This is a genomic window from Muribaculum sp. An289, from assembly GCF_002159555.1.
Taxonomy (GTDB): Bacteria; Bacteroidota; Bacteroidia; order Bacteroidales; family UBA932; genus Merdivivens; species Merdivivens faecigallinarum.
Window position 1 is genome coordinate 247,284 of sequence record NZ_NFIV01000002.1, and the last position, 22,660, is coordinate 269,943.

A 22,660-nucleotide genomic window follows, 5' to 3' on the forward strand; every position below is an offset into this window, starting at 1 on the left:
ATACAGGGTGGCTGTCAGGTTCGTCCCGTCCTGAAAAAAGTTTACCTGTCCTGGAAAATTGTAATTGCCTCATGGCTTTCTGTTGTTGACGGCTTCCCCTTTTCAGCCTACTTCCCTGCCGCCAGTCCTGCTGCCAGTCCTGCTGCCAGTCCGGCAGCATGCCCTGTAGACCAGGCAATCTGGAGGTTGTATCCCCCGGTGTCCCCGTCGATGTCGAGGATTTCACCGGCAAAGTACAGACCAGGGACGAGTTTTGATTCCATTGTTTTTGGATTGACTTCATCGTCAGAAATGCCGCCGGCAGTGATGACCGCCCGCTCGTAGCCGGTGTATCCTTCGATTGCAAAGTCCCATTTTTTTAATGAAGCGGCAAGTCCGTAACGTTTGATATTGGCCTTGTTCGTTGCCGCAAGGGCTTTTGCGATAGAAGTCGGGATTAAGGAAGACAGGATTGATACCGGAATGGAAGATTCCGTGTGTGACTTGCTGCCATCGAGCATGCCGGCATTACCGAGCTTCTTTTCGAGTTGGTTTTCATCCAATGCCGGTTTCAAGTCGATGCGTACGGTTACGGAAGCTCCGTTTGCCAATGCTTTCACGGCCTTTCTGCTGACCCTGAAACCAAGTGCTCCTTCGATTCCTCCATCGGTAAAATCGAGTTCGCCGAATTCTTCCTGTACGAGGCTGCCGTTGATGAAAAGGTACAGGGACACGTTTTTGAGATGGATTCCTTCGAGAAGTTTCCGTGATGTCGCGTATCCTGCCGGCCGTAAGGCTGTCAGGGAAGGAAAACAGGGCACAATCTTGTGGCCGAGTGCTGTTGCCATGGGATAGCCGTCTCCTTCTGAGCCGGTGCCCGGGTAGGAGAGGCCGCCGGTAGCCAATATGACGGCTTTCGCTGTAATCATGCTGCGTTCCGGAATGCCATTGCCACCCTGAATACCATTGCCACCCTGAATTCCACAGTTGCTGCCACCCGGAATGCCACAGTTGTTGCCGCGTTTCGGAATGTCCGAACGGCGGCCGGCCATCGTGTAGAATATGTGGAAAAATCCTTCGGGAGTTTTTTCTATCTTTTCAACTTTCAGCCCGCACCGTATTTCGACTCCGGAACGTTTCAGGCTGCCGGCGAGGGTGTCCACGACATCCATCGCCTTCATCGATGCGGGGAAGACCCGCCTTCCTCTCTCTGTCACGCAATCAAGCCCCATCGCATTGAAAGCCGCTATTGTGTCCGATGGCGTGAAAGCCCGGAAGGCATGTTTCAGAAGATTTGGCTTGGGATGTATGTGTAGTGAAAATTCGTCCCAGTCACAGGCGTTCGTCAGATTGCACCGGCCCTTGCCGGTAACCAGGATTTTCCTCCCCGGACGGGGCATTTTTTCGAGAATCACGACGGACAGGTCTTTACCGGCTTTTTTTGCCGTAAGGGCAGCCATCATGCCGGAAGCCCCGCCGCCTATGACGACTATGTCCGCCACTTCCTCCGTGCCGTAGCTGCCAAGTCGTGCAGTCCCAGCCCTGCCAGCCTCCTGTGCAGTCCCGGCCCTGCCGGTGGTATTGTCGTTTTCTTTCATGGATTATTTTTCTAAACCTTAGCCGGGCTGGTAAACCGGGACAGGCCCGGTAAACCTGAACAGCCCTGGCTACAGGACGGAAATCGAGAAAATGTTTTCTCCGTTCAACATTCCGCAAAGCTTTTCCCCTGCATGTATGGGCAGCCTTTCGCCGAGTTCCACGGCAACGATGTCTCCTGTGCGCAGGGATGTGCGGACGGATATCCTGTGCAGTATTTCCGGTATTTCGGCAAACGCCGGATGGCATGCGAATGTCCCGTTTCCGTTCACTGAACGCTCGTTTACCGAAAGCGAAAAACTGTTCTCGCTGTTTTCCAGTACGTCTTTGTCAATCAGGGGGAAGGGCAGCAATGAGGTCTTGTCTAAGGAGGAAGCCATGGACAGGCCTGCCGCCGCTCCGCTTCCGATGATGCTTTCCCCGTAGAGCAGCACCCCGAAGCCTCCCGAGTCATAGTACCTTCCGGCAAACTTTTCGCCGATGGCCTTGCCCGCCCGGCAAAGCCTGACGAAGAGCACCGGCGAATACGTCAGTTCCGAAACACCGTCGGGAATGTAGTAATCGAAACTTTCCTTCTCCAGTGTCGTGTCGGGCCTGAAACAATAGTCCGTGCCGTTGCTGCCGAAAAGTGAAACGATTATATTCATCTGTCATTCCTCAGGGAGAGGTATATGTCCGTGAGCACCTTTTTGGTGTCGAGGGCAAAATCCCCGTCCATCATCCAACTGTAATAGCTCGGTTCTGTTTTCAGTACTTCCGTCACGAGCTTCCCCTTGTGTTTTCCGAAATTGAATACGGGCCTGTCGGAATCGTCATAGACGATGCGGCCGGCATAATCGGCAAACCGGGACCTTCTGGAGAAATCGGCAAGGTAGCCCACGTCGTTCTTCAGGTCCGGATACCTGTCCAGCTGCGCTTCGAGGACTTCCAGCGTGGCAATGGTGTCCGCTTCGGCCGAATGCGCGTTTTCGAGATCCTTGTCGCAGTAGAATTTGTATGCGGCGACAAGGGTACGCTGTTCCATTTTGTGGAAAATGTTCTGGACATCTATCATCTTGCGCTTCCGGAAATCGAAGTCCACTCCGGCCCGCAGGAACTCCTCCGCCAGTATCGGAAGGTCGAATTTGAATGAGTTGTAGCCGGCAAAATCGCAGCCTTTCATCCAGTCGGCCAGACTTTTGGCGATTTGTTTGAAAGTAGGGCAGTCCTTTACGTCCTCGTTGCTGATGCCGTGTATTTTCCTTGCTTCCTCGGAAATCGGGATTGTCGGATTTATCCGTCTTGTCTTTATTTCCCTGTCCCCGTTAGGGAACACTTTTACGGCGCAGATTTCCACTATTCTGTCATGCGACACGCTCAGCCCGGTGCTTTCGATGTCGAAAAAAATGATAGGGTTTCTGAGATTCAGCTGCATTTCCTTCCTTTTTTAATTGATGCGTATCGGCATCAGCAGAGCGCATATCCTGTCCGAGTCTTCATCGGCTTCCGCAGGCAATATTAGTGCGGCCTTCACCGAGTCCCCGAAACGGATTTCTATTTCGTCGTAAGGCAGATTGCTCAGTATCTCTATGAGGAAAGAGGCCTTGAAGCCTATTTCGAGGTCGAAACCTTCGTACTGGCAGCTCATCTTTTCAAAAGCCGAAGTGGAGAAGCCGAGGTCCTGGGCCGAAATGTCGAGCTCGTTGTCATGCAGCGACAGCTTTATCTGGCTCGTGGCCTGGTCGGAACATACGGCCACCCTTCTTACGGCATTGAGCAGCTGTGCCCTTTCCGTAGTCAGTATGTTGGGGTTGTTGGCCGGTATGACACTCTTGTATGCCGGATACCTGCCTTCGATGAGGCGGCATACGAGGATAGTGCCTTCGAATTCGAAGAATGCGTTTTTGCTGTCGAAGGAAATCCTCACATTGTCCTCGCTTTTCGACAACAGGCTCTTCAGTATGCCTGCCGGCTTTTTATGCAGGATGAAGCTCGATACTTCCTCGGGCTTGATTTTGTCAGTCGAATAACATACCAGTTTGTGGGCGTCGGAGGCCACGAGCGTAAGCCCTTCGGCTTCCATGTCGAAAAGGATACCGTTCATTACCGGCCTGAACTCCTCGTCGGCGGTTGCGTAGATAGTGTAGTTGATGCCGTTCAGCAAAGTCTCCGCCGGAATGTCGAGATGCGATACCGAACTTGCCATTTCAGGGATTTCAGGATAATCCGTGGCAGGAAAATAAGGTATCTGGAACTGTCCGTTGGACCAGCTGATTTCCATCGACGTGTCTGTCTTTACTTCGAAACAGAGCGGCTGATCCGGGAATTCCCTGAGCGAGTCGGTAAGGAGCTTGGCCGGTACGGCAATCGAGCCCTCGCTTTCCACATCGTCGATTTCGACGGTCCTCCTCAGGGTGGTTTCCATGTCGGAGGCGGTTATTTCCAGAATGTTGCCTTTCAGGACGAACAAAAAGTTTTCAAGTATCGGTTGAACGGTCTTCGAAGAGATAACCCTCTGTACCGACAGGAGCTCTTTCAGGAGTTCCGAACTGGATGTTGTGAATTTCATATAATAATTGTTTTAATTTTCATGTTAAAAACGGCATAACAGACTACAAATGTAGTTATAATTTTTGAAAAATAAAAGGAATGCCGCTGGCATGTATTTTGATTTTTCAGTGCGCCATAAAAACAAAAGATATGAAAAGGAATTACATACTTGTCATCGTTCTGGCAATCGTTTTCGGCGCCGCTGCGGCGTATTTTACCACTGACAGGATGCTGGAAAAATCTGCGGACAGGATTTCCGTGGTGAGGAACGACTCTTCCGGAATCACCCGGTCTGTCAATCTGTCAGCCGACGATTATCCCGATTTCACTTTCGCGGCGGAAAGCGCCGTCGAGGCCGTGGTATCGGTTACGGTCGTCAAACGTTCAGAAACTTACGTCCCGTCAGGGATTCTCGGACTCTTTTTCGGTTACGGCCAGACCGTCCCCCGCGAACAGATAGGTTCCGGTTCAGGGGTGATTATCACTCCGGACGGCTATATCCTGACCAACAATCATGTAGTGGAAGGGGCCACTGAAATAGAGGTGACGATGAATGACAACACTACATATTCGGCCGACCTGATAGGGACGGACCCGGCTACGGATGTGGCTGTGATAAAGGTGGACGGCGAAAGCCTTCCTACCATTCCGGTCGCCGACAGCGACAATCTGCGCATAGGCGAGTGGGTGCTGGCCATAGGGAGCCCTTATCAATTGCAGTCCACGATAACGGCCGGTATCGTCAGCGCCAAAGGCAGGAAAATGCCTAATTATACAGGGGAATTCAAAATCGAGTCGTTCATACAGACCGATGCCGCCGTGAATCCCGGAAACAGCGGCGGGGCCCTTGTGGACAAGACCGGAGCCCTCGTGGGCATCAATACGGCCATAATATCGGAAACGGGCGCATATTCGGGGTATTCTTTCGCGATTCCGTCAAACATGGCGATGGAGGTCGCCGACGACATCATACAGTACGGTTCGGTCCACCGCGCCTCGTTGGGAATAGTCATGCAGAATATTGATAAAAATTTTTCATCGCAATTGAAACTTTCTTCCGAAGATGGCGTATATATTACCGGAGTCGTTCCGGGAGGAAATGCCGACAAGGCAGGAATAAGGGCCGGAGACGTGCTTCTGAAGATAGGTTCCGAGCCTGCCAGGGATGCCGAAGCCGTGCGTGAACTGATAAGTTCCTACAGGCAGGGCGAAAAGGTGGATGTCACGGTTTCGAGAAGGGGACGGGAACTTGTCATGGAGGTCGTCTTCGCGGAACGGTAGCCGTCAGACAGAAAGAAAAGGAGACAGTTTTTATAATGAGACAATTAAAGATTACAAAATCCATTACCAACAGGGAAAGCGCTTCCCTGGATAAGTATCTTCAGGAAATAGGCCGTGAAGAGCTTATAACCGTAGAGGAAGAAGTGGAACTCGCCCAAAGGATACGCCAGGGTGACCAGGCGGCCTTGGACAAACTTACCAAGGCAAACCTCAGATTCGTGGTTTCCGTGGCAAAGCAGTACCAGAACCAGGGGCTCAGCCTCCCGGACCTGATTAACGAAGGCAATCTCGGCCTTATCAAGGCTGCGGAAAAATTCGATGAAACAAGGGGCTTCAAGTTCATATCCTATGCGGTGTGGTGGATCAGACAGTCCATACTTCAGGCTTTGGCCGAGCAGTCGAGGATTGTAAGGCTGCCGTTGAACCAGGTCGGTTCCCTGAACAAGATAAACAAGGCGCTTTCGAAATTCGAGCAGGAAAACGAGCGTATGCCTTCCTCAGAGGAGCTCGCCGAGATGCTCGATATCCCTCAGGACAAGATTTCGGATACCCTGCGCGTTTCGGGCCGCCATGTTTCCGTGGACGCCCCTTTCGTGGAAGGGGAGGACAACAACCTTCTGGACGTGCTGCCGAACAACGATTCGCCTAATGCCGACAAGGGACTGGTATACGAATCCCTCCATAAGGAAATAGAAAGGGCCCTGTCCACCCTTGCCGACAGGGAAAGGGATATCATCAAATATTTCTTCGGCATCGGATGCCAGGAAAAGACCCTTGAGGAAATAGGTGCGGAACTCAACCTCACCCGCGAGCGCGTAAGGCAGATTAAGGAAAAGGCCATCAGAAGGCTTAAAAACAATTCAAGGAGCAAGCTCCTCAAGAGTTATTTGGGATAATCCCGGGAGCTGCCCCGGACACCCGTCCGCATGGCAGCAGTCCCTTTTATTAATTGAAAACTAATACGATTTTTATGAATCCTGACATATTTCTGGCTTCGAAATGCAAGGAAGCCGTTTCGGCGTTGTACGGTTTCGAGCCTGCCGACGGGCAGGTCCAGATTCAGTCCACAAGGAAAGAATTCGAGGGAGACTACACTCTGGTAGTCTTTCCTTTTGTAAAGGCAGCCAAATGCGCTCCGGAGGCATGCGCCGGGGCCATAGGCAAATGGCTCTCGGAAAATGTGTCCGAGGTGGCTTCGTACAATGTGATAAAAGGTTTTCTCAATATTTCGCTTTCCCCTCTTTTCTGGAACGAGGCTCTGGAGGAAATCACTTCTTCTGAGGATTTCGGCCAGCTTCCTTCCAACGGAAAGACGGTCATGGTGGAATTTTCGTCCCCGAATACCAACAAGCCTCTGCATCTCGGCCATGTCAGGAACATCCTTCTCGGCTGGTCTGTTTCCGAACTCATGAAGGCCGGCGGATACAGGGTAATCCGTGTCAATCTCGTGAATGACCGCGGTATCCATATCTGCAAGTCCATGATAGCCTGGCTGAAGACCGGCAACGGTGTCACTCCGCAGTCTTCCGGCATAAAGGGCGACCATCTCGTAGGGGATTTTTACGTGAAGTTCAACGACCTCTATAAGGAGGAAGTCGAGAAGCTGGTTTCCGAAGGCGTGACGAAGGAGGAGGCCGAGAAAAACGCGCCAATCCTGAAAGAGGCCCAGGAAATGCTGGTAAAATGGGAACAGGGCGACAAGGATACCGTGGAGCTCTGGAAAACCATGAACGGCTGGGTTTACGAGGGTTTCGACAAGACTTACGGAGAGCTCGGCATCGTTTTCGACAAGACTTATTATGAATCACAGACCTATCTTCTCGGCAAGTCATTGGTGCAGAAAGGGCTCGATATGGGAGTCTTCGAGAAGGCCGAAGACGGCTCGGTATGGTGCGACCTCACGGCGGACGGCCTTGACCGCAAGCTCCTGCTCCGCAAGGACGGTACTTCGGTCTACATTACCCAGGATTTGGGTACGGCTTCACAGCGTTTTTCCGAATACAACCTTGATGAACACATATATGTCGTCGGCAATGAACAGAACTACCATTTCCAGGTCCTGAAGCTGATTCTCGGGAAACTCGGTTTCCCGTGGGCCGGTTCAATACACCATCTTTCATACGGTATGGTCGAACTTCCTGACGGGAAGATGAAATCCCGCGAAGGGACAGTCGTCGATGCGGACGACCTCATCGAGAAAATGTATGAGACTGCCAAGGAGATGACCGTCGAGCATGGGAAGACGGACGGTTTTTCCGATGCCGAATGCGATGAACTCTCGAAAACAATCGGCCTCGGTGCCCTGAAGTATTTTATTATAAAGGTAGACCCGAAGAAGACAATGCTCTTCGACCCTAACGAATCGATTGATTTCAACGGCAATACCGGTCCTTTCATACAGTATACCCATGCGCGTATCAAGTCGATTCTGCGCAAGGCAAAGGAAAACGGGATGGAAGCGGGGGCATTGCCGCAGGGAGTGGAGCCGTCTGCAAAGGAAATCCGCATTATAAAGATTCTGAACGACTTTCCTGCACGCATAGCCGACGGGGTGGAACAGCATTCTCCGGCAGTCATAGCCAACTATGCATACGACCTCGCCAAAGAGTTCAACCAGTATTATCATGACACTCCGATATTGAGGGAGCCGGATGGGAAAGTGCTTGCGTACCGCCTCGTCCTGATTTCCGACATTGCGAAGGTACTGGTGAAGGCGATGGGCATCCTCGGAATCAGGCTGCCTGAAAGGATGTAGGCCATGGCTTATATGTTTCCGACTACGGCCAGGGAGGTCGGGGAACTCGGCTGGGATTATATCGACATAATCATTTTTACCGGGGATGCCTTTATCGACCACCCGGCTTTCGGGACGGCGGTAATTGCAAGGTATCTGCAAAAATACGGCTACAGGATAGCGGTTGTCCCTCAGCCCAACTGGCGCGATGATTTGCGCGATTTCAGGAAATTGGGGGCTCCGCGGCTCTATTTCGGGGTGAACTCCGGGGCAATGGACTCGATGGTGAACCATTATACCGCGGCCAAAAGGCTTCGCAGCGACGATGCCTATACTCCCGAAGGACGTGCCGGAATGCGTCCGGACTATGCGGTGACTGTCTACACCCGCATTCTGAAATCCATATATCCCGATGTCCCGGTAGTGATAGGCGGAGTCGAAGCTTCCTTGAGAAGGCTCGCACATTACGATTACTGGTCCGATTCGCTCAAGCCTTCCGTACTCGTCGAAAGCGGGGCTGACTATCTTTGTTACGGCATGGGCGAACGCCCGATGCTTGAGCTCACGAGGGCCATCGAGGCACGCAGGCGTGTTTACGACATAAGGAAGATTCCGCAGATTGCCTTTTACCAGGACGGGAAAAATTATCCCGATGGGGCGCTTGTCCTCAGTCCTTTCGAGAACTGTCTTGAGGACAGGAAGGCATTCGCCCGCAATTTCCATCATATAGAGACGGCTGCCAACATGCTGGAACCGCCGGTTATTGTCGAGCCTTGCGGCGGAGGTTTCGTCCGTGTGAACCCTCCTTATCCTCCTGCAACCGAAGAGGAGATGGATTCATTCTACGATTTGCCTTACACGAAACTTCCCCATCCGAAATACAGGGGCAAGCGGATACCGGCATACGACATGATAAAGTTTTCCATTACGACCCACAGAGGCTGTTTCGGAGGATGCAATTTCTGTACAATCGCCGCCCATCAGGGAAAATTCATACAGGAACGCTCGGAAGGTTCTATATTGAGGGAAGCGGCGGCCTTGACAGGGCTTCCCGGTTTTGCCGGCAACATATCCGACTTGGGGGCGCCTACGGCCAACATGTACGGAATGAAAGGCAAGGACAGGGAGCGGTGCGCAAGGTGCCGCAGGAAATCCTGCCTTTTCCCGTCCCCTTGCGACAATATGGACCGTTCCCATGCAAGGCTTCTCGGCCTGTATGCCAAAGTGGACGCCTTAAAAGGCATAAGGCATTCGTACATCGGCAGCGGGATACGTTACGACCTGTTTATAGACAAGGACGGATTCGTGGACGGGACTTCCCGCAAATATCTGACGGAACTCATATTGAAACATACTTCCGGAAGGCTCAAAGTGGCTCCGGAGCATACCGAAGGGCATGTGCTCGCGCTGATGGCCAAGCCCTCCTTCGTGCTATTCGAACGTCTGCGCGGCGAATTCGACAGGATTTGCGCCCGCGAGGGTGTCCGCATGCAGCTGGTGCCGTATTTCATATCGGGCCATCCGGGCTGCACGATGGAGGATATGGAACGGCTTTCCCGCAACAGGTATCTGGAGGGCCTTTACATGGAACAGGTGCAGGATTTCACCCCGACTCCGATGACTGCTTCTTCCGTCATGTTCTATTCCGGACTCGACCCAAAAACCCTGAAACCGGTTTTCGTGGAGAGGGACGTGGAGCGCAAAAAACGTCAAAAATCGTTTTTCTTCAAAAATCATTGAAAATTTTTATAAAACATTTTTAAAATTTGCTTGACATTGAGAAAAATGTACTAAAATTGCGGCGGATTTTGAAAAACAGGAAAATTAAGATTCGAAAACAGAAATTTAAATTCGGAAATTATGAATAAGGATATTAACAAGAGGCGTGCTGTGGTCAGCTATGAGAAAATGTCGGAAGAATTGGCAAAGGTCTTTGCCGAAAAATATCCAAAAGGCTATTCAGATTATTTTCCTGATATACAAAAATATGACAAGCCTGACGGCTCGTCTTTCTATGCAGTCACCGTCGAGATTCCCGATGCCGTTTATCTCGTAAAGGTAAAGGTGAAGACGGATGATTACGATGACGTCGAAAACTGGCTCAACGGCGAGGATGAAGCCGGAAACGGCGGGGAAGAGAGCGAGGACACGCTCCCTGACGACAACATCGCCCAGTACAGTGAAGGCGAGGCTGATGAATGATACTTCATTACTGCGTATCCTGCGTTCCATACCGGTCTCTCTGAGAAGGATTCCGGAAAAACGTCTTTTAATAATCATAGCCCTTGTGGTCGGAGTCCTTTGCGGACTTGCCGCCGTGGTCCTGAAACTCATGGTGGACAATCTCGCGCACTTCGTTTCCGGACTCAGCACGGGTAATTGGAACTTCGTATATCTGGTCCTCCCTGGCATCGGCATGCTTGTCTCCTTCCTTCTGGTAAGATATGTGATAAAGAGGGATGTAGGCCACGGGGTCACAAAGGTCCTCCTTGCGGTTTCCAAGAATGAATCCAAAATTGAACCACGCCAGACCTGGGCATCTTTGCTTACGAGCGCCGTCACCATAGGCTTCGGAGGCTCGGTAGGAGCGGAGGCCCCGATAGTCTATACCGGGGCCGCCATAGGCTCGAATATGGCGAGGCTGATGAAAATGTCCTATAAGAACATGACGATTCTGCTCGGCTGCGGTGCCGCCGGTGCCGTCGCCGGAATCTTCAAGGCCCCGCTCGCAGGAGTGCTTTTCACCCTGGAAATCCTCCTTTTCAACATATCCATGACCTCCATCCTTCCGCTGCTGCTTTCATCGGTATCGGCGACGGTGGTGTCGTACATATTTCTCGGCCAGGAACCGTCCTTTGCGGCGAAACTCCTTCCGTTCTCGATGGGAAACATACCGTTTTACGTGATTCTCGGATTTTTCTGCGGGGCCGTTTCGCTTTATTTTACGAGGACTACGTTGTCGTTGGAAGACAGGATTAAGAACATATCCAATCCATATAAACGGTGGATTCTGTGTGCCATAGGCCTCGGGCTCCTGATTTTCCTGTTCCCTCCGTTGTACGGCGAAGGATATTCGTCGATAAACCTGCTGCTGTCCGGCAGCGATTCCCTCCTCGACGAATTTTCGGTTTTCTCCTATCTCGGGGACAGCCCTTGGGTGCTGCTCGTCTTCGTGACCTGCATCCTGTTTTTCAAAGTTTTCGCGATGACTTTCACCAATGCCGGCGGCGGTGTCGGAGGTACTTTCGGTCCGACTCTTTTCATCGGCGGTATAGCCGGTTTCGTGATGGCGCGTTTCGCCAATCTGCTCGGTTTCAGCGTGCCGGAGCCCAATTTCGTGCTTGTCGGCATGGCCGGTACCATGGCCGGTGTCATGCAGGCCCCGCTGACTGCCATCTTCCTCATTGCGGAGATATCCGGGGGCTACGAGCTGCTGATTCCGCTCATCCTCACATCGGCGATTTCGTTCGCCTTTTCGAGGAGCATAGAACCCTATTCGATTTATACCAAGCGGATTGCGAAAAAAGGGGAGCTGCTTACGCATGACAGCGACCAGGCGGTGCTCACCCTGCTGAAACTTTCCGATGTGATAGAAAACGACTTCAAGTGCGTGAAAGTCGAGGATACCTTGGGCGATTTGGTTAAGACCGTTTCCGAGTCTACAAGGAACATTTTCCCGATAGTCGATTCCAAAGGGCGTTTCCAGGGTTTCGTGGAACTTGGGGACATCCGCTCGAAGATGTTCGACCGCAGCCAATACGACAGACTCCACGTGTGGAATTTCCTTAAACAAGCTCCAGAATACGTCTACATAGACGATCACATGGATACCGTGATGAAGAAATTCGAAGTCACCGGAGCATGGAACCTGCCGGTGATAGGGCGTGACAGGAAATATTACGGATTCGTTTCCAAGTCGAAGATTTTCAGCTCTTACAGGAAGCAACTGCAACAGGTTTCCCACGATTGAGCATTTTTGTACATTTGATTGTTTGCCATGAAAGAGATTTATACAAAATATATAGCTTCCGAGCTCGGTGTCGCCCTGTGGCAGGTGGAACAGTGCGCCGATTTGCTGGCCGAAGGCGCGACCATACCTTTTATCAGCCGTTACCGCAAAGAGAGGACGGGAGGCCTTGATGAAAACGGTGTCGCCAGGATAAAATATTATTCGGAAAAATTCGAAGAACTCGAGCGCCGCAAGGAAACAGTACTTTCAACCATTGCGGAGGCCGGAGCCCTTACCCCGGAGCTTGAAAAGGAGATTTCCGCCTGCATATTCGCCAAGGACCTTGAAGACCTTTATCTGCCTTACAGACCGAAAAGGAAGACCCGCGCCTCGGTTGCCAGGGAAAAAGGACTAGAACCGTTTGCAAAGGCCATTTTCGGGATTTCCGTAGCCGATCCGTACAAGATAGCTTTACATTATGTCGATGCGGGGAAAGGAGTATCGGATGCCGAAGAGGCCCTTTCCGGTGCGAGCGACATAGTTTCCGAATGGATTTCCGAAATGAAGCCTGCAAGGGATTTCGTAAGGTCCGCCCTGTCCTCAAAGGGTATCCTGTCGGCATCGCTCTCCAGAAAAGGCGCCGATACGGACAAGGACGGGAAATATGCCAACTATTACGACTTTTCCGAGCCGTTGCACCGGATTGCGCCGCACCGTCTGCTGGCAGTGCTTAGGGCCGAAGCGGAAGGGGTGTTGTCCGTAAAGGTGGAGGCGGATGCCGTAAAAATATGCAACAAGATAGAATACGATATCTTCAAGGCAAAACGTTTTCCTTCAAAGGCCCTGGCTCCCGTTTTCCGGAAAATCGTGGAGGATTCCTACAGACGGCTTCTCCTGCCGTCCCTGTCTTCCGAAGTAATAAGGGAAGCGAAGGAACGTGCCGATTTGGCTTCGGTGGAGCTTTTCGGCAGCAATCTCCGCCAGCTTCTGCTGGCTCCGCCTCTCGGGGAAAAACGCGTGATGGGAGTCGATCCGGGCTTCCGTACCGGCTGCAAGGTCGTATGCCTCGATGAGTCCGGAAAACTTCTTGCCGACGATGTGATTTATCCGCACCCTCCACGGAACGAGCGTATTGTCTCGATGAAGAAAATCCTTTCCCTCGTGGCGGAGTATTCAATCGAGGCCGTTGCCATCGGGAACGGCACAGCCGGAAGGGAAACGGAAATGTTTTTCAGAAAACTGGGGCTTCCTCCGCACGTGGAAGTGTTTTCCGTAAGCGAGGACGGGGCTTCCGTCTATTCAGCCTCGGATATCGCCCGGGAAGAGTTCCCCGATTATGATCTGACAGTACGCGGGGCCGTTTCCATAGGCCGCCGTCTCATGGACCCTCTTGCCGAACTCGTCAAGATTGATCCGAAATCGATAGGGGTGGGCCAGTACCAGCACGATGTGGACCAGTCGCTTCTTAAGGAAAGGCTCGACGACGTAGTCATGAGTTGCGTGAACAGCGTGGGTGTCAATCTCAACACTGCCGGAAAATATCTTCTGATGTATGTGTCTGGCATAGGGCCGGCCCTCGCCGACAATATAGTCGGATACAGGGAGGAGCACGGACCGTTCCGCTCGCGCAGGGAACTTTTGTCAGTCAGCCGTCTCGGGGCGAAGGCTTTCGAGCAGTGCGCCGGCTTTTTGCGTATCAGGGGAGGCGACGACCCTCTGGACGATTCGGCCGTGCATCCCGAATCCTACGGGGTCGTAAGGCGCATGGCTTCGGACCTCGGTGTCGGTGTTTCCCAATTAATCAGGAATGAGGCGCTTATAAATAAAATCGTACCTGAAAACTATGTGTCCGGTTCCGTGGGGCTGCCTACGGTGGAAGATATCATAAAGGAACTTTCGAAGCCTGGGCTGGATCCCCGTTCCGGCATGGAAACCGTGGAATTCGACGGCTCCGTAGGGAGCATGGAGGATTTGTCCGAAGGCATGGAACTCGACGGTATCGTAACCAACATTACGGCTTTCGGAGCCTTTGTAGACATCGGAATCAAGCAGAACGGGCTGATTCACGTGTCCCGCATGGCAGGCCGTCCCCTGTCTTCCCTGAAGATACGCGGCAAAGTGCGTGTCAGGGTCATAGGCACAGAACCGGAACGCGGGAGGATTTCTCTGGAGCTGCTCCGGTAGCCTCCGCAGTGCACCGGTTAAACATTGTTAATATTTTTCCATATTTTCCTAATGGTTTTTTGCGGGACCGCCTGAAATTCTTTGTAATTTTAACGAAAATGACTAATTTTACGGTTTGATTGATAAAATTAGTACAAATTCGCTGATATTATGAATAAGATTATTTCGGTTTCTGAGGCTGTGGCCAAAATCAAGGATGGAATGACTGTTATGGTGGGCGGTTTTCTCGGAGCTGGCGCTCCCGAGAGGATCATAGACACTCTCGTGGAAAAAGGAGTCCGCGGGCTCACCCTGATTTGCAATGATACGGCTTTCCCTGACAAGTCTTTGGGCAAGCTCGTAGTGAACAGACAGGTTTCGCGTGTGATAGTTTCGCACATAGGGACCAATCCGGAGACCATCGCCCAGATGAATGCCGGGGAACTGAAAGTGGATCTGATTCCCCAGGGTACCCTTGCCGAGAAGATAAGGGCCAAGGGAGCCGGGCTCGGTGCAGTAGTCACTCCTACGGGGGTCGGCACGATGGCGGCCGAGGGCAGGCAGACAATGACAATCGAAGGTAAGGAATATATCGTGGAAATGCCTCTCGGCGCCGATGTGGCGATACTCGGGGCTTCGGTTGCGGATGAAAGCGGAAACCTTTATTACAGGGGGACTACCAAGAATTTCAACCCGATAATGGCCATGGCGGCCGACCTTGTAATAGCCGAACCTCTTGAGATAGTGCCTGTCGGTGCAATCGAGCCGGAATCGGTTCATACTCCGGGCATTTTCGTGGATTTTATTGTGAAATGATGAATTAAACAGATATTTATTTATGGCAGAAGTTTACAAATCGATGATCCGCATGAGGATGAGTTGCCACGACGCACACTATGGCGGAAATCTCGTGGACGGGGCCAAGATGCTCCAGCTTTTCGGGGATGTGGCGACAGAGCTCCTGATTATGAGGGACGGAGACGAAGGCCTGTTCAAGGCATACGACAATGTCGAATTCATAGCTCCTGTGTATGCAGGCGATTATATTGAAGCTGTCGGCGAAATAGTTTCCGAGGGGAACACTTCGAGGAAGATGGTTTTCGAGGCGCGCAAGGTGATAGCTCCGCGGCCGGATATTTCCGACTCGGCATGCGACGTGCTTGCCGAACCTGTCGTAGTCTGCCGTGCAAGCGGTACGTGCGTTGTCCCTAAAAAATGCCAAAGAAAATAAGCGATATGGAAAAACTGATTATAACAGCCGCCATTTGCGGCGCCGAGGTGCTTAAAGAGCACAATCCTGCCGTTCCTTATACAGTAGAGGAATGCGCCCGCGAAGCCAAATCGGCATACGATGCCGGTGCGAGCCTGATTCACCTGCACGTCAGGGAGGACGACGGTATGCCTACGCAGAGCAAGGCACGTTTCAAGGAAGTAATCGATGCTATCCGTGCGGTTTGTCCGGACGTGATTATCCAGCCTTCCACCGGAGGGGCCGTGGGAATGACCAATGACGAACGTCTCCAGCCTACGGAACTGCTCCCTGAAATGGCCACTTTGGATTGCGGTACCCTGAATTTCGGCGGGGACGATATTTTCGAAAATACCGAAAATACCATAAAATATTTCGGACAGAGGATGATAGAGCGCGGCATCAAGCCGGAACTCGAAGTCTTTGACAAGAGCATGATAGACATGGCTTTGAGACTGCACCGCAAGGGCTTCATCAAGGCTCCGCTGCACTTCGATTTCGTAATGGGGGTCAACGGAGGCATCGACGGTACCCTCAGGGATTTCACCTTCATGCGCGGCAGCATCCCTCAGGATGCGACCTATACCGTGGCCGGGATAGGCCGTTACGAATTCCCTCTGGCGGCCGCCGCAATTATCGACGGCGGACATGTGCGTGTGGGTTTCGAGGACAATGTTTATTTGTCCAAGGGAGTGCTCGCCCGTTCCAACGGGGAACTTGTGGAGAAAGTTGTCAGGCTCGCCGGTGAATTCGGGCGTGCGATAGCTTCTCCGGCAGAGGCGCGCGAAATCCTCGGACTCGCCCCTTTGAAATAATCCCGGAACGGTCTGTCAAGCCATCCGGTAAAATTTTTTTAATACATTGACGGATTTTTAAAAAAACAAAAAATAATAACATTAAATTTTTATTGATATGAAACACGGAAATAAATACGGACTGCACAGGGTAATATCTCCTAAAGGTGTTCTTCCACAGCCGGCTGACAGAATTGACAATAATATGGATGAAATCTATGACGATGAAATCCTTATTGATGTACAGACTCTGAATATCGACTCTGCTTCTTTCACCCAGATAGAGCAGCAGGCCGGCGGCGACCACAAGAAGATAGCCGAGATTATGCTTGACATAGTGGCAAAACAGGGCAAGCACCGCAATCCTGTAACTGGTTCGGGCGGAATGCTTCTCGGTACTGTTGAAAAGATAGGCGATGCCCTTGTAGGAAAGACCGACCTGAAGGTAGGCGACAAGATAGCTACCCTCGTGTCCCTTTCGCTCACACCTCTCCGTATCGACAGGATTAAGGAAATCAGGGCTGACATAGATCAGGTGGACATAGACGGCAAGGCGATTCTTTTCGAAAGCGGCATCTACGCGAAGATTCCTTCTGATCTTCCTGAAAAACTCGCTCTTTCGGCCCTCGACGTAGCCGGAGCTCCGGCACAGACAGCCAAACTCGTGAAGCCGGGAGATACTGTGCTGATTATCGGCGCCGGTGGAAAATCCGGAATGCTCTGCTGCTATGAAGCCAAGAAACGCGCCGGAGTCACAGGCAAAGTCATCGGTCTGTGCCACAGTGAAAAGAGTACGAAAAGGCTTCAGGAACTCGGTTTCTGCGACTATGTGTTCTCCGCGGATGCTACCCAGCCTGTCCCTGTAATGGAGAAGATAGAGGAGCTTACCGACGGCAAGATGTGCGACCTTACCATCAACAATGTCAACATTCCTGATACAGAGATGACATCCATCCTCTGCACGAAGAACGACGGTCTCGTTTATTTCTTCTCGATGGCGACGAGCTTCACGAAGGCGGCTCTCGGCGCGGAAGGCGTAGGCAGCGATGTGACCATGATAATAGGCAACGGTTATACCAAGGGACATGCTGAGATTACGCTCCAGATTCTTCGTGAAAGCGAAAAACTCAGAAAGATTTTTACAGAACTTTATGCATAACCGGATATGAACGTATCGAGAAGGAAGGAATTGTTCCCGAATGTGACCGACGAGCAGTGGAATGACTGGAAGTGGCAGGTCAAGAACAGAATAGAGACCTTAGAGGATTTGAAAAAATACGTGAATCTCACGCCCGAGGAGGAAGAAGGTGTCCGTCAGACCCTGAAGACCCTCAGGATGGCGATTACCCCGTATTATGTGTCCCTTATCAATCCGGACGATCCTCATGATCCGATACGACGTCAGGCTGTCCCTACCATATATGAGACACACAGGGTTGCAGCGGATCAGCTCGACCCTCTCCATGAAGATATAGATTCTCCGGTTCCCGGCCTGACACACAGGTATCCAGACCGTGTGCTCCTGCTTATAACCGATATGTGCTCGATGTATTGCCGCCATTGTACGAGGAGGCGTTTCGCCGGGCATACGGATTCCGAAAGTTCGCACGAGCGTGTGGAGAAAGCGTTGGAATACATCGAGAAGACCCCTCAGGTAAGGGATGTGCTTCTTTCAGGAGGCGATGCGCTGATGGTCAGTGACGCCCGCCTGGAATACATCATCTCGCGTTTGAGGCAGATTCCACATGTTGAGATTGTCAGGATTGGTTCGCGTGTTCCGGTCGTTTGCCCGCAGAGGATTACGGACGACCTTGTGAACATGTTGAAAAAATACCATCCGATATGGCTCAATACGCATTTCAACCATCCTAACGAGTTTACCGAAGAGTCGGCTGCCGCCTGTGCGAAACTTGCCGATGCCGGCATACCTCTCGGTAACCAGAGCGTGCTTCTCCGCGGAGTGAACGATTGTGTCGGTGTGATGCGCAAACTTGTCCACGGACTTGTGAAAATGAGGGTAAGGCCTTATTACATATACCAGTGCGACCTTTCCATGGGATTGGAACATTTCCGTACTCCGGTATCCAAGGGCATCGAGATTATCGAGTCGTTGCGCGGACATACTTCGGGTTTTGCCGTTCCAACTTTCGTTGTGGACGCTCCGGGCGGCGGCGGAAAGATACCGGTGATGCCTCAGTATCTTATTTCACAGGCTCCGGGCAAGGTAGTGCTCAGGAATTTCGAAGGGGTGATTACCACTTATACCGAGCCGATGGAGTATGAAAACTGCCATTGTCCTGAGTGCGAAGGGCTCCGTACCGAAGGTGTGGAGTCTTTGCTGGAGGGCAAGGAAATGTCGATTGAGCCTGCCCGCCTCGACAGGGTGGAAAGGGCCCATAACTATAAGAAATGACATTGATAGATGATATAGTGGAATCGCGCTCCGTCTCTGTCGTGGGGCTGGAGAAGAACACGGGGAAGACGGAGTGCCTTAACTATATCATCAGGAATCTTCCGGCCGGCAGGGTGAAGGTCGCCGTAACCTCCATAGGTGTGGACGGAGAGACGACGGATTCCGTGACAGGGACGTCCAAGCCGGAAATCTTCCTCAGGGAAGGCATGCTGTTCTCCACAAGCGAAAAGCATTACCTTCAGCGCCGCATACTTTCGGAACTTCTGGATGTGAGCGATGAAAGCACGGCTTTGGGAAGGGTTGTCACGGCAAGGGCCCTGGATTACGGAAACCTTTTGCTCTCAGGCCCTTCTACAGGAAAAGGCCTGGGAAGGTGGATCAGGAAGATGGAGACACTGGGTGCCGGACTTACACTGATAGACGGTGCCATTTCCCGTTTGTCATCGGCATCCCCGGCCATAAGCGAAGCGATGGTGCTTTCGACCGGAGCGGCGTTGAGCGCGAATATCGCCGAATTAGTAAGGAAAACGGCGCATACCGTCGGTCTCATAATGGCAGAAAAATATTCCGGCCCCGGATATGAGCGGATGTCCGGCCTCGAAGGCGGAGGTATATGGAACATCTGCACGGACGGAAGCATCAGGCAGGTACCTTCGGGAATGTCGGCGCTTTCGCTTGCATCGGTCAAGGACAATCTGGCCCGAGGTTTTGCCGGGATATATGTTTCCGGGGCGCTTACGGACAGACTTGTGGACCGGATTATTGCGGACGGGGCGGGAGACGGTTTTGAAATAGTGGCAAGGGATTTTACGAAAGTATTCGTTTCGCCTTCCTGCGTTGCGAGGATGGAAAGGGCCGGCATCATGCTCAAAATGCTTATGACAAGCAGATTGTTGGCAGTATGCGTGAACCCTGTTTCGCCGAACGGGATTATCCTGGATTCTTCGAGGCTCTGCGGGGCCCTGGAGGAAAAACTGCCGGTTCCCGTTTATGATTTATTTAGATTGGACAGTTGAAAGTTTTTTGGCAGGTGGTCAGATTCAAGGACATAGTGGATTCCAAATGCGGAATCCGGTATTATTTCGAAGGGCTGGAATTGTCTTCCGGCTTTTCGCGGAAATTGTTGCTTGAAACCCCGATGATGACGTCCACAGAAGAGATAAAGGCTTCCTATATATCCGTCCTCGAAGCCGTGCGTGTTCTGGACGATTATGACGTATATGAATCCGTCACCGCCAGGCTCTGCGAATTGCGCGATATTACGGCAACATTTGCAAGGCTTGAGGACGGAGAAGTGCTGGATGAAATCGAACTTTTCGAAATAAAGCATCTTGCACTTGTTTCAGCAAAGGTCCGGGAGCTTCTTGAACCGATGAATCTTTGCAGCGACAGGGTGGAATGCCGTCTGCCTTTGCCGGAAGACCTTTCGGAAGTCCTCGCCCTGCTCGACCCTGACGGTTTAGGCATAAATTCGTTCTATATCTACGATTCATACGATCCCCGGCTTGCGGAACTGAGGCTTGTCATAAGAAGGGCCAGCGGGGAGGAAAGGGCTGAAGCCGAGGAGAAAGCCGCCGCAATGGAGGCAGCCGTGCGCGCTTCGCTGTCGGCCTCCCTGAAATCCTTTTCATCTCTCATGAAAGACTCCCTGTATTCGCTGGCACGTCTCGATATAATATTGGCCAAGGCGAAAATGATGGAAGACAAGGGGTATGTCATCCCGAAAGTGCTTGAAAGGGGAGGCAAGGGAGGATATGAAGGACTGTTCCATCCGCAGATTGCGGACAGCCTTTCCGAAAGCGGACGTTCTTTCCAGCCGATAGATTTTTCATATTCTTCCCCGGTCACGGTTCTCGTCGGGATGAATATGGGCGGAAAAAGCGTTGTTCTTAAAATGCTCGCACTTGCACAGTATCTTGTGCAATTCGGTTTTGCCGTTCCCGCTACCTCGGCCCGCGTAGCGCCGAAGGACGAAGTGTTCCTCATCAGCGGGGATGCCGAGAACAGCCGGGAGGGGCTATCTTCCTTTGCCGGCGAAATAAAGGCCATAGACGCCTCGATAGCGTATGCGCGGAACATCGGTGAGCCGTTGGTGCTCGTGGATGAACCAGCAAGGACTACGAACCCGATAGAGGGCACCGCCCTTGTTTCGGCCCTTGTCCAGACTTTTTCCGAGCTCGGTACCGCTGCCGTCATTACGACACATTACGATATAGCCGGAGTCCGTTGCCGTCAATTGAGGGTCAAAGGATATTCCGAAGGAAAAATGGATTACTCGCTTGCCGACGTAGGCGAAGCGGGAGTACCGCACGAAGCGATAGATACCGCCCGTCGGACGGGCGCCGACAGCCGTTGGCTGGATCTGGCGCGCCGTTTTGCGGACAACAGATAGGTTTATTAAGTTAAAATAAGATATTTTATGAGTAGTAAATTGGGTTTGGATTTCGGAAAAGTCGCCCACGCAAGGGAGCTTGCAGGGTCGATTGCCCGTAATGTCCAGGATTTTGTGGAAAAATATACTACCGTGGCGGTCGAAAGGACATTGTGCCGCCTTATGGGTATCGATGGCGTGGATTCGGCAGGAGTTCCGCTGCCTAACGTCGTGGTAGACAGTCTGAAAAGCAAGGGTCTCCTTCAGGAAGGTGTCCTGTTTTATCTTGCGAATGCGATGATAAGCTATGGGCTGGACCCTCAGCAGATAGCTGAAAAGGTGGCTTCTTCCGAAATAGACCTCGGCAGTACGAAGCCGGCCTCCAAGGAGGAGCGGGACAAGGTGCTCAGGCCTGTAATCGAGTCCAGCCTCGACAGGATTAAGGCCCGCAGGGCACGTCGTGAAGAGTATCTGAGGACCATCGGCGAAGGGCCAAAGCCATACATTTATGTAATAGTCGCTACGGGCAACATATACGAGGACGTAGTCCAGGCACAGGCCGCAGCGCGCCAGGGAGCCGACATCATAGCGGTAATAAGGACCACGGGCCAGAGCCTTTTGGACTATGTGCCTTACGGAGCCACTACCGAAGGTTTCGGCGGAACCTATGCGACCCAGGAAAATTTCCGCATCATGCGCAAGGCGCTTGACGAAGTAGGAGAGGAGGTAGGCCGCTATATCAGGCTTTGCAACTATTGCTCCGGACTCTGCATGCCGGAAATAGCCATAATGGGCGCCTTCGAAGGCCTCGACGTGATGCTCAACGATGCCCTTTACGGGATACTGTTCAGGGACATAAATATGCAGAGGACCCTCATCGACCAGTATTTTTCGAGGGTGATAAACGGTTATGCGGGAGTCATAATCAATACCGGCGAAGACAATTATCTTACAACGGCGGATGCCGTGGAGGCCGCCCATACTGTCCTTGCCTCGGACATCATCAATGAGCAGCTTGCGCTTTTGGCGGGGCTTCCGGAGGAGCAGATGGGGCTCGGCCATGCCTTCGAAATGGATCCTATGCTTGAAAACGGCTTCCTTTACGAACTGGCGCAGGCCGAAATGACGAGGGAGATTTTCCCTAAGGCGACCCTGAAGTACATGCCTCCTACGAAATTCATGACCGGAAACATTTTCCGCGGCCATATCCAGGACGCCCTGTTCAATATGGTGGGAATCTGGACACATCAGGGCATACAGCTTCTCGGCATGCCTACCGAGGCGATACATACTCCGTTCATGTCGGACAGGTATCTTTCGATAGAGAACGCGAAATACATCTTCACCAATATGAAGAACATAGGCGACGAGATGGAGTTCAGGGAAGGCGGAATCGTCCGCACAAGGGCGGCCAAGGTTCTCGACGATGCCATCGAATTGCTTGAAAAGATGGACAGGGAAGGCCTGTTCACGGCCCTTGAAAAAGGGATTTTCGCTGATGTCAAACGCTCCAAGACAGGTGGAAAGGGACTGGAAGGCGTATGCATGAAGGGTTCGCATTATTCCAATCCGTTTATTGAACTGATGAAAAACAGAAAATAA

19 protein-coding genes are annotated in these 22,660 nt (G+C 52.0%); 15 read left to right on the top strand and 4 right to left on the bottom strand.

From position 1 onward, the window contains the following. Positions 1-107 precede the first annotated feature (107 nt). The 4 genes from B5F83_RS02680 to dnaN all read right to left on the bottom strand — a co-directional run bounded on the left by B5F83_RS02680 (position 108) and on the right by dnaN (position 4,123). Positions 108-1,577, bottom strand: a complete 1,470-nt coding sequence (locus B5F83_RS02680; protein ID WP_087275117.1) for an aminoacetone oxidase family FAD-binding enzyme — start codon at positions 1,575-1,577, stop codon at positions 108-110. A gap of 69 nt (positions 1,578-1,646) precedes the next feature. Beyond that, entirely contained in the window at positions 1,647-2,222 is a 576-nt protein-coding gene (locus tag B5F83_RS02685; RefSeq protein ID WP_087275115.1) for a hypothetical protein, read from the bottom strand. Continuing rightward, positions 2,219-2,989 (bottom strand): 3'-5' exonuclease, encoded by a 771-nt coding sequence (locus tag B5F83_RS02690; protein ID WP_087275113.1) that lies wholly within the window; start codon positions 2,987-2,989, stop codon positions 2,219-2,221. Before B5F83_RS02690 ends, B5F83_RS02685 begins: the two co-directional genes overlap by 4 nt. Positions 2,990-3,001: 12 nt before the next feature. Beyond that, positions 3,002-4,123, bottom strand: coding sequence for a DNA polymerase III subunit beta (gene dnaN, locus B5F83_RS02695; protein ID WP_087275112.1), 1,122 nt, complete (start codon positions 4,121-4,123; stop codon positions 3,002-3,004). Positions 4,124-4,254: 131 nt separating this feature from the next. Between dnaN and B5F83_RS02700 the strand changes: the two genes are divergently transcribed. From B5F83_RS02700 to B5F83_RS02770, 15 genes are all read left to right on the top strand, one after another. Beyond that, positions 4,255-5,385 carry a trypsin-like peptidase domain-containing protein gene (locus B5F83_RS02700; RefSeq protein WP_158094131.1) on the top strand — a complete coding sequence of 377 codons (1,131 nt, stop codon included), beginning with the start codon at positions 4,255-4,257 and terminating at the stop codon, positions 5,383-5,385. 35 nt (positions 5,386-5,420) lie between these two features. After that, positions 5,421-6,281, top strand: a complete 861-nt coding sequence (locus B5F83_RS02705) for an RNA polymerase sigma factor RpoD/SigA (protein WP_087275108.1) — start codon at positions 5,421-5,423, stop codon at positions 6,279-6,281. Positions 6,282-6,355: 74 nt separating this feature from the next. Further along, positions 6,356-8,140, top strand: a complete 1,785-nt coding sequence (gene argS / locus B5F83_RS02710) for an arginine--tRNA ligase (RefSeq protein ID WP_087275107.1) — start codon at positions 6,356-6,358, stop codon at positions 8,138-8,140. A gap of 3 nt (positions 8,141-8,143) precedes the next feature. Then, positions 8,144-9,859 carry a YgiQ family radical SAM protein gene (locus B5F83_RS02715; protein WP_343234002.1) on the top strand — a complete coding sequence of 572 codons (1,716 nt, stop codon included), beginning with the start codon at positions 8,144-8,146 and terminating at the stop codon, positions 9,857-9,859. A gap of 120 nt (positions 9,860-9,979) precedes the next feature. Continuing rightward, on the top strand, positions 9,980-10,321 hold the full coding sequence (locus B5F83_RS02720) for a hypothetical protein (protein ID WP_087275106.1): 342 nt from the start codon (positions 9,980-9,982) through the stop codon (positions 10,319-10,321). Beyond that, positions 10,314-12,089 carry a chloride channel protein gene (locus tag B5F83_RS02725; RefSeq protein WP_087275105.1) on the top strand — a complete coding sequence of 592 codons (1,776 nt, stop codon included), beginning with the start codon at positions 10,314-10,316 and terminating at the stop codon, positions 12,087-12,089. The genes B5F83_RS02720 and B5F83_RS02725 overlap by 8 nt, the downstream gene beginning before the upstream one ends. A gap of 27 nt (positions 12,090-12,116) precedes the next feature. Continuing rightward, positions 12,117-14,252, top strand: a complete 2,136-nt coding sequence (locus tag B5F83_RS02730; RefSeq protein WP_087275104.1) for a Tex family protein — start codon at positions 12,117-12,119, stop codon at positions 14,250-14,252. A 150-nt stretch (positions 14,253-14,402) separates the two neighbouring features. Continuing rightward, positions 14,403-15,047 carry a 3-oxoacid CoA-transferase subunit A gene (locus tag B5F83_RS02735; protein ID WP_087275103.1) on the top strand — a complete coding sequence of 215 codons (645 nt, stop codon included), beginning with the start codon at positions 14,403-14,405 and terminating at the stop codon, positions 15,045-15,047. A 22-nt stretch (positions 15,048-15,069) separates the two neighbouring features. Then, complete coding sequence (locus B5F83_RS02740; protein WP_087275102.1) at positions 15,070-15,462, top strand: hotdog domain-containing protein; 393 nt, start codon at positions 15,070-15,072, stop codon at positions 15,460-15,462. Between the two features lie 5 nt (positions 15,463-15,467). Continuing rightward, positions 15,468-16,295, top strand: a complete 828-nt coding sequence (locus B5F83_RS02745) for a 3-keto-5-aminohexanoate cleavage protein (RefSeq protein ID WP_087275509.1) — start codon at positions 15,468-15,470, stop codon at positions 16,293-16,295. A 97-nt stretch (positions 16,296-16,392) separates the two neighbouring features. Continuing rightward, positions 16,393-17,433, top strand: a complete 1,041-nt coding sequence (locus B5F83_RS02750; protein ID WP_087275101.1) for a zinc-binding dehydrogenase — start codon at positions 16,393-16,395, stop codon at positions 17,431-17,433. Positions 17,434-17,439: 6 nt separating this feature from the next. After that, a complete protein-coding gene (gene ablA / locus B5F83_RS02755; protein ID WP_087275100.1) occupies positions 17,440-18,687 on the top strand; it encodes a lysine 2,3-aminomutase in 1,248 nt (415 codons plus the stop codon). After that, positions 18,684-19,703: a hypothetical protein gene (locus B5F83_RS02760; protein WP_087275099.1), complete on the top strand. Its 1,020-nt coding sequence runs from the start codon at positions 18,684-18,686 to the stop codon at positions 19,701-19,703. The genes ablA and B5F83_RS02760 overlap by 4 nt, the downstream gene beginning before the upstream one ends. A 14-nt stretch (positions 19,704-19,717) precedes the next feature. Next, entirely contained in the window at positions 19,718-21,079 is a 1,362-nt protein-coding gene (locus B5F83_RS02765) for a hypothetical protein (RefSeq protein WP_143822441.1), read from the top strand. 27 nt (positions 21,080-21,106) lie between these two features. Then, positions 21,107-22,660 (top strand): lysine 5,6-aminomutase subunit alpha, encoded by a 1,554-nt coding sequence (locus B5F83_RS02770; protein WP_087275097.1) that lies wholly within the window; start codon positions 21,107-21,109, stop codon positions 22,658-22,660.

Bases quoted from the DNA above. Each gene is read 5' to 3' on its own strand.
- B5F83_RS02680 (WP_087275117.1), bottom strand. From the start codon at position 1,577: ATGAAAGAAAACGACAATACCACCGGCAGGGCCGGGACTGCACAGGAG.
- B5F83_RS02685 (WP_087275115.1), bottom strand. From the start codon at position 2,222: ATGAATATAATCGTTTCACTTTTCGGCAGCAACGGCACGGACTATTGT.
- B5F83_RS02690 (WP_087275113.1), bottom strand. From the start codon at position 2,989: ATGCAGCTGAATCTCAGAAACCCTATCATTTTTTTCGACATCGAAAGC.
- dnaN (WP_087275112.1), bottom strand. From the start codon at position 4,123: ATGAAATTCACAACATCCAGTTCGGAACTCCTGAAAGAGCTCCTGTCG.
- B5F83_RS02700 (WP_158094131.1), top strand. From the start codon at position 4,255: ATGAAAAGGAATTACATACTTGTCATCGTTCTGGCAATCGTTTTCGGC.
- B5F83_RS02705 (WP_087275108.1), top strand. From the start codon at position 5,421: ATGAGACAATTAAAGATTACAAAATCCATTACCAACAGGGAAAGCGCT.
- argS (WP_087275107.1), top strand. From the start codon at position 6,356: ATGAATCCTGACATATTTCTGGCTTCGAAATGCAAGGAAGCCGTTTCG.
- B5F83_RS02715 (WP_343234002.1), top strand. From the start codon at position 8,144: ATGGCTTATATGTTTCCGACTACGGCCAGGGAGGTCGGGGAACTCGGC.
- B5F83_RS02720 (WP_087275106.1), top strand. From the start codon at position 9,980: ATGAATAAGGATATTAACAAGAGGCGTGCTGTGGTCAGCTATGAGAAA.
- B5F83_RS02725 (WP_087275105.1), top strand. From the start codon at position 10,314: ATGAATGATACTTCATTACTGCGTATCCTGCGTTCCATACCGGTCTCT.
- B5F83_RS02730 (WP_087275104.1), top strand. From the start codon at position 12,117: ATGAAAGAGATTTATACAAAATATATAGCTTCCGAGCTCGGTGTCGCC.
- B5F83_RS02735 (WP_087275103.1), top strand. From the start codon at position 14,403: ATGAATAAGATTATTTCGGTTTCTGAGGCTGTGGCCAAAATCAAGGAT.
- B5F83_RS02740 (WP_087275102.1), top strand. From the start codon at position 15,070: ATGGCAGAAGTTTACAAATCGATGATCCGCATGAGGATGAGTTGCCAC.
- B5F83_RS02745 (WP_087275509.1), top strand. From the start codon at position 15,468: ATGGAAAAACTGATTATAACAGCCGCCATTTGCGGCGCCGAGGTGCTT.
- B5F83_RS02750 (WP_087275101.1), top strand. From the start codon at position 16,393: ATGAAACACGGAAATAAATACGGACTGCACAGGGTAATATCTCCTAAA.
- ablA (WP_087275100.1), top strand. From the start codon at position 17,440: ATGAACGTATCGAGAAGGAAGGAATTGTTCCCGAATGTGACCGACGAG.
- B5F83_RS02760 (WP_087275099.1), top strand. From the start codon at position 18,684: ATGACATTGATAGATGATATAGTGGAATCGCGCTCCGTCTCTGTCGTG.
- B5F83_RS02770 (WP_087275097.1), top strand. From the start codon at position 21,107: ATGAGTAGTAAATTGGGTTTGGATTTCGGAAAAGTCGCCCACGCAAGG.